Origin of the sequence: Sorangium sp. So ce281 (genome assembly GCF_051527395.1) — a bacterium.
Lineage (GTDB): Bacteria > Myxococcota_A > Polyangia > Polyangiales > Polyangiaceae > Sorangium > Sorangium cellulosum_B.
This window is the reverse complement of record NZ_CP150322.1, coordinates 3615487-3628200: the sequence shown is the minus strand read 5'-3', so window position 1 is coordinate 3628200 and position 12714 is coordinate 3615487. Positions and strand designations below refer to the sequence as shown.

The following is a 12714-nucleotide window of genomic DNA, read 5'->3' as shown; positions in this document are numbered from 1 at the left end:
GGCCAGGCGTCTGGCCGTCGAGCTGGCCGGCGCAAATCCCGAGGGACGCGCCGCCCCCGCAAGGCTCAGGGCACGGCCACCTCGAACGCCACCGCGTAGTTCGGCTGCGCGGTCCCCGTCATCGAGCCGACGAACGGATCGGAGTCGCGCAGCTGGCCCGAGCGCCACGTCCGCCCCGAGAACGGCGTGCCGTCGCTGGTCATGGCGTAGCCGACCCAGACGCCCGTCGCGGGGAGCGCGCTGTCCCAGGCGAGCGGCGGCACGGGCTGGAGCTGCCGGCGTCCGACTCGCCGTGGGTGATCACGATCGCGCCGACGCCGTACGGGTGATCGCCCTGGCCGGCGTCCCCTGCGCCCCGACCGACAGGCTCTGACTCGTCAAGGAGGGGGCCCGCGGGGCGCGGGCCCGCTTCGTCACGGCGCCAGCGTCACGGACTTCGCGTCGAGCGCGACTTCGTAGTAGCCGTGCGGATCCCAGCTCAGCGGAACGCCGTTCTGCTTGAGCGTGCCGCCGGTGACCGTCACGCGCAGGTACCTGCCCGGCGGGAAGTTGGCGGGGAGCTGCCAAGAGTAGGTCGTCGCGCCGCCGGACGTCGAGGTGGTGGCGGAGGAGACCGCCTTCTGCCCGCGCCAGTAAGCGCCGACGTTGACCACGCTGTCGAGCCACATATCGCCGAGCGCCTTCGCGTGCTTGACGTGATCGACGAAGGCCTGGAGCCCTATCGGCTGATAAGCGCCGTCGGAGCCGCCGGTGAAGCCGTGCACCAGGACGGTGCGCCACTTCCTGGCGTCCCGCGCGCTCGTGACCTGCTGGTCCAGCACCGCCGTGGAGGCGCCGGTCGGGGGGATGTAGCAGGGAAGCGTGAACGGATCGGTCGAGTCGTTCGGGCCGATGAGGTTGTTGGCCACGCCCCGGTTGATGAGGAAGCGGGTCCTGGCGATGCTCGAGTACACCGACGAGCCGTTCGGAGCCGCCATCGTCCACACCTTGGTGCCGAACCTGCTCTCGATGAACTGCGTCGCGGCGTCCGTATCGGCGCCGCTGTCATTGCTCGAATGGCTCTTCGTGTGGTTGCCGAGCTCGTGCCCGTCGCTCAGCGCCCTTTGCCACACCGAATTGGTCGATTCGCTCTTGCCCGTCTGGAGGTAGAAGGTGAACGGAACGTCGAGCGCGTTCAGCGTGTCGTAATTCTGGATCTGGCTCGAGTTCGAGTCGTCGAACGTGTACGACACGGCGCCCGTGAAGCCGGCCCAGTTGATGACCCTGAACCCGCCGACCGCGCCCGACGGCCTGGCCACGTTGCTGGAGCCTGGGGGCGTCGGAAGGCCGGAGTTGACCACCGGACCGCCACCGCTGCCGCCCGCTCCTCCGCTGCCGCCCGCGCCGCCTCCGCCCGAGCTGGCCGAGGAGCTGCTGCTGGAGCTGCTCGTAGCGCTGCTGGAGCTGCTCGAGGCGCTGCTGGAGCTCACCGACGTCGAGCCGCCGTTCCCGTTGCCGCTGACCGACGTGATCGAGGGCTTCCCCGTGCCGTTCGCGCAGAACCCCCAGGTCGTCGATGCTCCTGCTTCCGTCGACGCTGCTCCCAGCGAGCCGTTGTAGCTCTCGTTGGTGGCGTTCAGCTGCCCGTTCGACTGCGTGATCCGCGCGTTCCACGCGTTGGCCAGCGTCGCGCCGTTGAGCGCGATCGAAAGGCCCCAGGACGTGCTCGGCCTGGAGCTCATGTTCTTCACCGTCACGTTCGCGCAGTACCCCGTCTGCCACTGCGACTGGTACGACAGCTCCGCCGACATCGTCCCGTCCGAGCTGAGCAGCCCGCCCTCCAGCGACAGGATCTCTTCGTCGTCCGGAGACGCAGCGATACAGGCGGCCAGGCAGCAAGCGATCGAAACCGAGCACCAGCTCAGCAAGCTAGCAAAGCGCATAAATTTTCTCCCAGGAGCGGCCGAACGGCCGCAAGCAAGTTCCGCAAGATGCCACGCCGACGCGCCGCGCGCAAAGCACATGACGCGGCGCGCTCAATCTAACCTTGTTTCGCGGCCCCCGATTTCCGGATTCCCGACGAGAGACCCTTCGGTCACACCACGTACCGAGTCAAGCACCGATGCGGTAACAGAGCGCCTCTCAGCCGAATCGCCTCGTCGCTCAGGCTCATCCCATGCCAGCGCCCATCCGGTAGGCCCCGTGGCGTGGGGTCGTCGCGCGCGGCGCCTAGAGAGCCGAAATGACAGGGCTGTTACGGAGACAAGGTGAGCGCGGAAATTCGAGGAGATGCCTCGGCTACACGGGCTCGTCCGCGTCGTTCGGCTCGCTGCGGCATACCTTCGTACGCCTCGCTTCATTGCCTGAAGGCTGAGCCCGTATCCCGCGGATCTGCGAGGAGCAGGAGGCGGCGGACGGCGCGCGAGCAGCGCTCCGTCCGCCGGGAGATCGCCGTCAAGCCGCGCGATCGAGCTCGTCCCAGAGGCGCACGTCGCTGCGCTCTTTCAGGAAGATCCCGCCGACGACGACGGTGATGAGCGCCACCGCGATCGGATAGAGGAGCCCCGCGTAGATGTTGCCCGTCGCGACCGTCACCGACGAGGCGATGAGCGGCAAGAGCCCGCCGAAGACGCCGTTGCCGATGTGGTACGGGATCGAGAGCGACGTGTAACGCACCTTCGCCGGGAAGGCCTCGACGAGGTAGGCCGCGATCGGGCCGTAGACCATCGTGACGAACAGCACGAGCACGAACACGAGCGCGGTGAGCACGACCGGGTTGTCCGCGTTCTGCTTCATCGCCCAGAACACGGGGAAGAAGCCGATCGCGCCGCACAGGTTGCCCGCGAGCATGATCTTCTTCCGGCCGATGCGATCGGAGAGCGCGCCGAAGAACACGAAGAACGGCATGCCGAGGGCGAGCGCGGTGGCGATCACGATCGTGGCCGTGATGAACGGGACCTTGAGCGTGTTCTGCAGGAAGTAGAGGGCATAGAACTGCCCCGTGTACCAGACCACGCCCTGGCCGGCCGTGGCGCCGAAGAGGGCGATCAGGATGACCTTCCAGTTGCGCTTGTTGCCGAGGCTGTCCTTGATGGGAGCGGTCGACGTCTTCCCCTCGGCCTTCAGCTTGCTGAAGATCGGCGACTCCTTGAGGCGGGAACGCACGTAGAAGGACACGCCGACGAGGAGGACCGACAGGAGGAACGGGATGCGCCAGCCCCAGTCCTTGAAGGCCTCCTCGCCCACGAGGAGGCGGGTGCTGAGGATCACCGCCAGCGAGATGAACAGACCGAGCGTCGCCGTGATCTGGATGAACGAGGTGTAGAAGCCGCGCTTCTCGTCAGGTGAGTGCTCGGCGACGTACACCGCCGCGCCGCCGTACTCGCCGCCGAGCGCGAGGCCCTGAACGAGGCGGATCAGGACGAGCGAGATCGGGGCGAGGAGCCCGATCTTGTCGTACGTCGGCAAGAAGCCGATGAGCGCCGTCGCGCCGCCCATGAGCAGCAGCGTCACGAGGAACGCGTACTTCCGACCAACGATGTCGCCGATGCGCCCGAACACGAGCGCGCCGAACGGGCGGACGACGAAGCCCGTGGCGAACGTGCCGAGCGTCAAGAGGAAGCTCGCCGTCGGGTTGTCCTTCGGGAAGAAGTGGGTCGAGATGATCGCGGCGAGACTCCCGAAGATATAGAAGTCGTACCACTCGATCATCGTGCCGCCAGCGGACGCGAAGATGACCTTCCAGAGCGTGGAGCTGCTGACAACCTCACGCTCGGCCGCGGGGGCCGGGCTCGTGGGCGTCACGGCGAAGGTTTGGGGAGACGTCTGTGCCATGAGAACGGTTCCTCGGAGGAGTTCCAGCGCCTGTCGAGAGGGCCGGAGACGGGCTTAGAGGCGCGCCGAGCGGAAAGAGGCAGCCAGGGTGTTCTTCATGGCTCCTCCTCCCCCGCACGCGAGGGAGGACGAGGGGCCGGCAGCGCGTGGGTCGATGCCCTGTCACCCCCGGCTCGCGGAATGCTGCTCTCTTTGCTCCGAATACCACGCAAGCAGCCTTGAGAATACCTGCTCGTCCACGGGGCAAGCACGTTGGCGGGCCCGTTCGGCACGTCTCGTTACGATCGGTAACACCCGACGTCCCGCGCCGACCGCTTCACCCCGCGCCCGCGAGCGGCAGCCGGACGACGACCGTCGTCCCCCGCCCCACCGCGCTCCGCAGCGCGAGGGTCCCGCCGTGATCCTCGACGATCGAGCGCGAGAGCGGCAAGCCGAGCCCCGTGCCGCTCGGGTCTCGCTTCGTCGTCACGAACGGCTCCAGGACCGCGGCGAGGAGCTCCTCGGGGATGCCGCAGCCGTGGTCCTCGACCTCGACGACGATCTGGCCGGCCTCGATCCACCCTCGGACGGCGATGAGCGCGCCGGCCTCGGACGCGTCGCGCGCGTTCGCGAGCAGGTTGACGAAGACCTGGACGAGCTCGCGCCGGTCGCCGATGACGACGAGCGACTCGGGGCAGGCCTGATCCACCCGGACGTGGGGCGCCGCGCGGTCGAGCCGGATGAGCCGCACGGCCTCGGCGACCACCTCGGCGAGCGCCACGCGCCCGACCCGCGCGCGCGCGCCCTCGCCCGGCTTCGGCACGGCGCCGGTGCGGCTGTGGTCGAGCAGGGAGCGCAGGATGGCCTCGATGCGCGCCGCCTCGCCGAGGATGAGGCCCGCCCGCGCGCGGATCTCGTCGCTGTCGGACTCGGCGCGGAGGTTCTGCGCGAGGCAGGCGATGCCGGTGAGCGGGTTGCCGACCTCGTGGGCCACGCCGGCGGCGAGGCGGCCGAGCTGGGCGAGGCGGTCGCGGTGGGCGAGCTGCGCCTCGAGCGCGCGCTGCTCGGTGCGGTCCTCCACGAGCAGGACCACGCCCCCCGAGGCGGCGCGCGCGTCGAGCGGGTCGAGCGCGGCGCGGTGGACGCGCAGCGAGCGCGCGCGCCCGGCCACGTGCGCCTCGATCTCCTCGTCCGCGCCGGCCTCGCCCGCCGAGGCGGCGCGGGCGGCGCGCGCGAACAGCTCCGCGAACGGGGCCGGCAGCCGGTCGAGCGGCGCCCCGACGAGGTCGCGCTCCTCGGCGCCGACGAGCGCCTCGAGGCGCCGGTTCACGAGGCTGATCGCGCCGTCGGAGCCCACGGCGCAGACGCCGAGGGGGAGCTGCGCGAGCACCGAGCGGAGCCAGCGCCGCAGGAGATCGAGCTCCTTCGCGGCGCCGACGAACGTCGTCGTGGCCTCCCCGCGCGCGAGGCGCCGCTCCAGCCACCGGAGCTCCTCGGTGAGCGCGCCGCTCGCCGCCCTGCTGCCGAGCGCCCCCGGGGCGGCCTGCGTGTCCGCCTCCGCGACGGTCCTCGCGAGCACCGGGCCGACGAGCGGCGACAGGTTGCGGTGCAGGCGCTCCTGGAGCGCGTGGAGCTCCGTGGGCCGCGTCTCGTCGCGCGGGATGTCGAGCTCGATCCGGGCGCGCGTGACCTCGAGCGCGGCCGCCTCGCGGCCGAGCAGCCGCGCGAGCCGCTCCTCCAGCGCGCCCACGCTCGAGGCCACGGTCGCGCGCTCGACGGACGGGCCGATCTCGCGGCGCGTGCACAGGCGCGCCGCCTCGCGCTCCTCCTCGGCCGGGGGGCGCAGGAGCGAGACGAGCCCGAGCGTGGCGCCGTTGACGGCGAGCGACACGAACGTGGGCAGCGACCAGGTGTCCGTGACCGTCACGTACACGGCGGGGTCGGCCCGGCCCGCGCCCTCGCGCAGGAGATCGAGCCACCCCGGGTCGAGCCCGGACAGCTCGGGCAGGAAGGGCGCGAGGCAGGTGGCGGTCCACGTGCCGATGCCGGCGAGGAGCCCGGCGAGGAACCCGGCGCGCGTCGCGCGCTCCCAGAAGAGCGCGGCGAGCAGCCCCGGCAGGAACTGCGCGAAGGCGACGAACGACACGATGCCGCTCTCGACGAGCAGCCCGCGGTGCGGCTGCGCGCGGTGGAAGAGCCACCCGCCGGCGAGGATGACGACCAGGAGCCCGCGGCGGAGCCACAGCACGCGCGCGTAGACGTTGCGGCGCAGCGTCCTCCGGGCGAGCGGCAGGAGCAGGTGCGTGGCGCTGGCGCTCGCGAGGGCGACGGCCGTGACCATGACCATGGCGCTCGCCGCGGAGATGCCGCCGATGAACGCGGCGAGCGCGAGCCAGCCGTGGCCGAGCAGCTGCGGCACGAGCAGCACGTAGCTGTCGGCGGGCTCGGCCGGCGCGAGGCGGGTCCCGGCCCAGAGGATGGGCAGGACGGGCAGGTTGAGCGCGAGCAGGAAGAGCGGGAAGGCCCAGGCCGCCCTGGCGAGCGCGCGATCGCCGGCGCCGCCCGCGAACGCCATGTGCCACTGCCTCGGCAGCAGGAAGGCGGCGGCGAAGCTGATGACGAGCATCGACGTCCAGCCGCTGTCCTCGCGCACCGGGCGGCCGAGCGCCTCGACCTCGGCGGCGTGCTCGCCGAGCCAGCCCGCGAGCCCGCCCGCCCCGCCGAAGACCCCGAGCACGGCGACGAGGCCCACGGCCGCGAGCACCGCGAGCTTCGCCGCCGACTCGAACGCGACCGCCGCCGCGAGGCCGTCCTCCCGCCCCTGCTCGGCGGCCGGGCGGGCGCCGAAGAACGCCGTGAAGAGCGTGAGCAGCGCCCAGAAGACCGCGCCCACGGCCTCCTCGTGCCCGGGCCCGGAGAGCAAGCGGACCGACTGCTCGGTCGCGCGGAACTGCTGCGCGATGTAGGGCACGCTGGCGACGACGGAGAACGCGGCGACGACCGCCCCCGCCGCGGGGCTCTGGAAGCGGAAGGCGAAGAGGTCGGCGAGCGAGGAGAGGCGCTGCTCGCGCGTGATCCGCAGGACCCGCGACCAGAGGAGCGGGGTGGCGATGCATGCGAGCGTCGGGCCGAGGTAGACCGCGAGGAAGACGAGGCCGTGGCGCTGCGCGAAGCCGACGCCGCCGTAGTAGGTCCACGACGAGGCGTAGACGCCGAGCGACAGGGCGAGGACGAGCGGGTGACGCGCGAGCGCGCGGGGGATCCGCTCGCGCTGCGCGGCGAGCGCGATCGCGGCGAGCACGGCGAGCCAGCCCACCGTGGCGAAGAGCAGGACGCCGACGTCGATCACGGCGGCCCTCGATCGGCGTCACCGGCACCGTCACCGGGCCCCGGGTCGCCGCGCGCGGGATCGCCGCGCGCGGGATCGCCGCGCGCGGGATCGCCGATCGCCGGGTCTCCGCGGTCGCCGCGCGCCGCGAGCACGGCGAACGCGATCAGCGCGGCCCAGACCGCGAAGACCGTGGCCACCGCGAGCAGGCCTCGGGCCCAGAGCAGCCGCGCCGGCGACACGAGCAGCACCGTGCCCAGCAGCATGAGCACGAGCGCGCGATCCGCCGCGCCGGCATCCGCGCCGTGTCCTCCGGTCATGCGGAAAGGCTACTCAGGGCCGCAGCGGCTGAACATGCGCGGGCTCACAACGCAACGCGTTATCTCGATGGGGTGATGGGGCGCGACGAGCCGGGCCTCACCCGCTCTCGGCCGCGATCCCTGCGAGCAGGTTGCGCGCGTGGGCGATCACGCCCTCGTTGCCCGAGTCGGCGCCCCACTTCGCTGCCAGCGCGGGCCACGCCGCCCAGCGCTCGGCGGCGTGGGCCGCGAGGCCGGGCCACGTGGCGCCGCCGGCCGCCTCGAAGCGCGCGATGAGCGCGTCGAGCACCCCCTTGCCGAAGGCGCCGGCGAAGAGCGCGAAGTCGCTCGAGGGGTCGCCGAGGTGGGCCTCGGTCCAGTCGAGGATCCCGGTGAGCCGGCCGCCCTCGTCGACGAGCATGTGCCCGGGGTGCAGGTCGCCGTGCACGAGGGCGAGGTGCCGCGGCCAGATCGCGTCGTTCGCGAGCCAGCGCTGCCAGCGCGCCCACAGGACGTCCGGCGGCGCCAGCGCGGCGCGCGTCTCGTCCATGGCGCGCGCGAGGGCCTGGCGCGCCTCGTCGATCGGCTTCACGGGGACGCCCGCCGCCTCGATCTCCGCCGCGCCGATGCGCTGCAGCGCCGCGAGGGCCTCGGCCATCGACGCGATGAACGCCGCCGACGGCGCCGCCGGGTCGACGCGGTTCCAGCGAACGCCCGCCTCGGGATCGATGGAGATCGCGGGCACGTCGACGAGCCGCGGGTAGGCGATCACCTGATCGGTGTGCACGCGCCAGTCGGGCACGGAGACCGGCAGGTGCTTGCGCACGAGGGCCAGCACGCGCGCCTCCACGCGGGCCGACGCGACCACCGCGGGCCGGCGCGGCGTGCGCACGACCCACGGCGCGCCGTCCTCGTCGTGGGCGTGCACGACGAGGAAGTCGAGCCCGGACTGGTCGAAGTCGGCGTGGCTCGTGGCGAGCCGGAGCCCCTCGCGGCGCGCCGCATCGAGGAGCGCGCCGGCGGACTCGATCGGCGCGAAGGAGGTCGGCGCGAAGGAGGAAGGAGCGGTGGAAGAGCTGGGGGACGAGGAGTCTTGGCGTTCTTGGCGTTCGGTCATGATCGCGAGCCTCTGGGCGCGCCGCCGGCAGGGCAGCGCGCGTGAAGGGGGGGAAGACTCGCGGCGCGAGCTCACGACCGATGCGCGTGGCGTGATCCATCCAGGCTCCCGGGCGTGAGTCGACGCGCCCCGGCCTTCCACGTTTCGAGCGAGCTCGGAGGAAGACAGGGCACGGACAGGCACCCGCGCGCTCACCGCGTGCCCCGGCGGCGCCGTGGCTACGGGGAGGACGAGGATGCCGGACTCAGCGGAACCGGATGGAATGCACGGACGGAGGATCTCATGCGGCGCCCCGCGCGGCAACGTCGTCCTCGCCCGCGAGGGCGAGGAGGCGCGCGAGGACGACCTCGAGCCACCCCACCGTGCGCCCGGCGCGCCCGCCGCCGCGCGCCGCGGGCTCCCCGGCCAGGAGCGCCCGCGCCCCGTTGGCGATGCCGCCGGGCCGCCGGCGCAGGTGCCGCGCGCAGAGGTCGCGCAGGTCGAGGGAGGGCGGGCGCCCGAGGCCCTCCTGCGCGAGCAGGTCCACGGTGAAGGTGCCCCAGGCGCCCAGCACGCCGCCCGGGCCGACGAAGGCGCGGAACCGGGTCAGGGCGGTGCTCACGTCCTCGCCGTCGAGCAAGCGGCGCTCGGGCACCTCGAGCTGGTGCGCGACGCTCGGGCCCAGCGGCCGCCGCGGGCGGAGGAACGCCTCGAAGCGCTCGCCCGACGCGCGGCAGGCCACGAGGTGCACGAGCTCGGACGTCGGCTCGCCCGCGCCCGCGCCCGCCGGCCAGCCGGAGCTGGCCCCGCCGTCGACGAGCACCACCCTCGCCGGCTCGGCGAGGTAGGGGCGCAGCGGCGCGAGCGGCGAGGCCGCCTGCGCGCGCCGCCGTCGCGGGGCCTTGCTCGTCGCCTGGTGCTCGATCTGCCGGTCGACCATGAACGTGAAGGCCCGCAGCATCTCGTCGAAGCGCGCGGGCTCGCCCTCGAGCGCGGCCAGCGCGCTGGCCACCGCCTCGACCGTGGCGAGGCACTCGGGCCGGGGCTCCTTGCGGATGCGGTAGTTGCCCGGCGCGCGGGGGGTCACGCCGATGCGGCGCACCGAGGCCAGGCGCGGGTTCAGCGCGAGCATCTTCCTCGCCTGCGACCACGTGCCGTCGACGACGATGAGCGAGCGCACCGGCGCCCCGCCCGCCGCGGGCGCGTCGCCCCCGGGAAAGAGCAGGGCCGTGGTCGGATCGCTCGCGAGGGCGGCGATCCGGGCGTCGTCCTCGAAGACCACCCCCTCGTGCAGCTCGGAGTTGGGCAGCGCCAGGTGGGTCATGCGCGCCGTGCCGATGCCCACCTTCCGCTCGCGCGGGTGCTGGAGGAGCACGACCCGGGTCCTCGTCGGCAAGGAGGGCAGGAGCGCGCAATAGCAGACCGGACGGGGGCGCCGGCAGCGCCAGCAGACGTCGCGCATGGGAGGCCCCTTGTACCGCATCCCTGGCGGGCGAAGGACCGAGCGGGGGGTCGCCGCCCTCGCGGACGATACGAACGGCCCGTCGAGGCGGCGCAGCTCGCGAACGTCGTCAGCGGCATGCTCCTGGAGGGGCTGAGGCCGCGTCCGGCAGAGCCTCTTCCCGCGGACGCGTCTCCGGCTTGACGTGCCGCGGGCCGGGCCGCAGAGCCTGCGCAGCGAAGGCCATGGGGAGCCGGCTACTCGTCCGCAAGCCGATGTCGGTCATGAACAAGGAGCTGGAGGCGGAGCACCGCCTCCGGCGCGCCCTTGGGCCGCTGCAGCTAACGAGCCTCGGGATCGGCGCCATCGTCGGGACAGGCATCTTCGTACTCACCGGTCAGGCCGCGCACGACAAGGCAGGTCCTTCGCTGATGCTGTCCTTCGTTGTCGCGGGGATGGCCTGCGTGTTCGCGGCCCTCTGTTACGCGGAGTTCGCGGCGATGGTGCCGGTCGCGGGCTCGGCCTATACGTACGCGTACGCGACGCTCGGCGAGCTGCCGGCGTGGATCATCGGGTGGGATCTCGTCCTCGAGTACGCCGTCGGCGCCGCCGCCGTGGCGCACGGGTGGTCTCACTATGTCCAGGACTTGATCGGGATCTTCGGGGTAGAGCTGCCAAGAGAGCTCAGGAGCGCGCCGTTCGACTACGATCCGGCGCTCGGCGAGCTGGTGTCCACAAGGGCGATCCTCGATCTCCCGGCCATCGTCGTGACGGCCGCGGTCACGGTGATCCTGCTCAAGGGCATCCGCGAGAGCGCGACAATCAACGCCGTGATGGTCGCGCTCAAGCTCGCCGTCGTGCTCTTCGTCATCGTTGTCGGCGCGTTCTACGTCACCCCGGACAACTGGCGGCCGTTCGCGCCGTTCGGGCTCGGGGGGCTCAGCGTCTTCGGTCACACGATATTCGGCGAGATCGGCAAGGGGGGAGAGCCGCTCGGGATGCTCGCCGGCGCCGCGACCATCTTCTTCGCCTACATCGGGTTCGACGCGGTATCGGCGCACGCGGAGGAGGCGAAGCACCCGCAGCGCGATCTCCCCATCGGCATCGTGGCCTCGCTCATCATCTGCACCACCCTGTACGTCGCCGTCGCGGCGATCCTGACCGGCATGGTGCCCTACACCGAGCTGAGCATCGACGCGCCGGTCTCCGACGCCTTCGCGCGCGTCGGCCTCCCGTGGGCGCAGTTCATCATCTCCCTCGGGGCGGTCGCCGGAATCACCTCCGTGCTGCTCGTGCTCATGCTCAGCCAGCCGCGCGTGCTGCTCGCCATCGCCCGCGACGGGCTCCTGCCCAGAGGCTTCTTCGGCGCGGTGCACCCGGTCTTCAAGACGCCGTGGAAGTCCACCCTCCTCACCGGGTTTGTGGTCGCCACCCTCTCGGCGCTCCTCCCGCTGCGGATCCTGGCGGAGCTCGTCAACATCGGGACGCTCCTTGCGTTCCTGTTCGTATGCGCGGCGGTCCTGATCATGCGCCGGACGGCGCCGGACGCGCCGCGCCCGTTCCGGGTGCCGCTCTACCCGCTCACGCCGATCCTCGGGATCGTGATCTGTCTCCTCCTCATGTTCTCGCTGCCCACCGAGAACTGGCTCCGTCTCGGCGCCTGGCTCCTCCTCGGGCTCGCGATCTACTTCGGCTACAGCCGCAAGCACAGCGCGCTCACGGCGAGCCAGTGACGCCGCGGCGCGCACCGCGTTCGGCCCCGCCGTCACCCCTTCCCGGCCGGATCCCAGGCCTCCAGCAGCTGCCGCGCGGCGCGCAGCGGGCTGAGCGATCCCGCCTCGACGAGCGCCTCCACGCCGGACAGGCGCTCGCGCACGCCGGCGCTGCGCAGGAACGCCTCCCGCAGGTGCCCCTCGATGAGCTCGAACAGCCAGCGGCGCGCCTGCGCCCCGCGGCGGCGCAGGCGCCAGCCGCTGGCCTGCATGTGCGCGCGGTGGCGCAGCACGATCTCCCACGCCTCGCTGACGCCGCGGCCCTCCTGGGCCGAGCAGACGCCGACCACAGGGGCCCAGCCGTGAGGCGCCGGCGGGAACAGGTGCAAGGCGCTCTCGTAATCGCGGCGCGCTCGCGCGGCCCTGTCGACGTTCCCGCCGTCGGCCTTGTTGATGATCACGAGATCGACGAGCTCCATGATGCCCCGCTTCACGCCTTGCAGCTCGTCGCCGGCCCCAGGCAGCATGAGGAGCAGGAAGCAGTCCGTCATGTCGGCGACCGCGACCTCGGATTGCCCGACACCGACCGTCTCGACAAGGATGTTGCGGTATCCCGCCGCCTCGCAGAGCAGGATGGCCTGGCGCGTGGCCCGCGCCACGCCGCCGAGCGAGCCGCCCGACGGCGAGGGGCGGATGAAGGCCCGCGGGTCGCTCGCCAGCCGTGGCATCCGCGTCTTGTCGCCGAGGATGCTCCCGCCGTGGACAGGGCTGCTCGGGTCGACCGCGAGCACGGCCACCGTCTCCTCGCGGTCGCGCACGAGGTGAACGCCGAGCGCGTCGACGAACGTGCTCTTGCCGACCCCGGGCACGCCGGTGATGCCGAGGCGCGTGGCGCCGCCGGCGTGCGGCAGGCAGCGCTCCAGGACCTCCTCGGCGAGCTCCTGGTGGCGGGGGAGCGAGCTCTCGGCCAGCGTGATCGCGCGCGCGAGCGCCGCCCGGTCGCCCGCGAGGAGACCGTCGACGAGCTGCCTCGGGCTCGACTTCAA

General features: G+C 72.5%; 9 protein-coding genes. 1 reads left to right on the top strand and 8 read right to left on the bottom strand.

The features are described from left to right. Positions 1-65 precede the first annotated feature (65 nt). The 7 genes from WMF27_RS13895 to WMF27_RS13865 all read right to left on the bottom strand — a co-directional run bounded on the left by WMF27_RS13895 (position 66) and on the right by WMF27_RS13865 (position 9977). A complete protein-coding gene (locus WMF27_RS13895) occupies positions 66-263 on the bottom strand; it encodes a hypothetical protein (RefSeq protein ID WP_437768395.1) in 198 nt (65 codons plus the stop codon). A gap of 150 nt (positions 264-413) precedes the next feature. Beyond that, the gene (locus tag WMF27_RS13890; RefSeq protein ID WP_437768396.1) at positions 414-1922 is read right to left on the bottom strand and encodes a cellulose binding domain-containing protein; all 1509 of its coding nucleotides are present in this window, start codon (positions 1920-1922) and stop codon (positions 414-416) included. 511 nt (positions 1923-2433) lie between these two features. Next, a complete protein-coding gene (locus WMF27_RS13885) occupies positions 2434-3813 on the bottom strand; it encodes an MFS transporter (RefSeq protein ID WP_437768397.1) in 1380 nt (459 codons plus the stop codon). A gap of 316 nt (positions 3814-4129) precedes the next feature. Further along, a complete protein-coding gene (locus WMF27_RS13880; protein WP_437768398.1) occupies positions 4130-7141 on the bottom strand; it encodes an ATP-binding protein in 3012 nt (1003 codons plus the stop codon). Continuing rightward, the gene (locus WMF27_RS13875; RefSeq protein WP_437768399.1) at positions 7138-7440 is read right to left on the bottom strand and encodes a hypothetical protein; all 303 of its coding nucleotides are present in this window, start codon (positions 7438-7440) and stop codon (positions 7138-7140) included. Before WMF27_RS13875 ends, WMF27_RS13880 begins: the two co-directional genes overlap by 4 nt. Before the next feature lie 97 nt (positions 7441-7537). Next, entirely contained in the window at positions 7538-8536 is a 999-nt protein-coding gene (locus WMF27_RS13870) for a macrolide 2'-phosphotransferase (protein ID WP_437768400.1), read from the bottom strand. Between the two features lie 280 nt (positions 8537-8816). Next, positions 8817-9977: a DTW domain-containing protein gene (locus WMF27_RS13865; RefSeq protein ID WP_437768401.1), complete on the bottom strand. Its 1161-nt coding sequence runs from the start codon at positions 9975-9977 to the stop codon at positions 8817-8819. A 224-nt stretch (positions 9978-10201) separates the two neighbouring features. On the opposite strand from WMF27_RS13865, the gene WMF27_RS13860 reads away from it, so the two are divergent. Further along, complete coding sequence (locus WMF27_RS13860) at positions 10202-11689, top strand: amino acid permease (RefSeq protein WP_437768402.1); 1488 nt, start codon at positions 10202-10204, stop codon at positions 11687-11689. A gap of 32 nt (positions 11690-11721) precedes the next feature. On the opposite strand, the gene meaB is transcribed toward WMF27_RS13860, so the two are convergent. Continuing rightward, positions 11722-12714: a methylmalonyl Co-A mutase-associated GTPase MeaB gene (meaB, locus tag WMF27_RS13855; RefSeq protein WP_437768403.1), complete on the bottom strand. Its 993-nt coding sequence runs from the start codon at positions 12712-12714 to the stop codon at positions 11722-11724.

Excerpts from the sequence above, each read along its gene's own strand:
- WMF27_RS13875 (WP_437768399.1), bottom strand. The coding sequence starts at position 7,440 with ATGACCGGAGGACACGGCGCGGATGCCGGCGCGGCGGATCGCGCGCTC.
- WMF27_RS13890 (WP_437768396.1), bottom strand. The coding sequence starts at position 1,922 with ATGCGCTTTGCTAGCTTGCTGAGCTGGTGCTCGGTTTCGATCGCTTGC.
- WMF27_RS13865 (WP_437768401.1), bottom strand. The coding sequence starts at position 9,977 with ATGCGCGACGTCTGCTGGCGCTGCCGGCGCCCCCGTCCGGTCTGCTAT.
- WMF27_RS13870 (WP_437768400.1), bottom strand. The coding sequence starts at position 8,536 with ATGACCGAACGCCAAGAACGCCAAGACTCCTCGTCCCCCAGCTCTTCC.
- WMF27_RS13885 (WP_437768397.1), bottom strand. The coding sequence starts at position 3,813 with ATGGCACAGACGTCTCCCCAAACCTTCGCCGTGACGCCCACGAGCCCG.
- WMF27_RS13860 (WP_437768402.1), top strand. The coding sequence starts at position 10,202 with ATGGGGAGCCGGCTACTCGTCCGCAAGCCGATGTCGGTCATGAACAAG.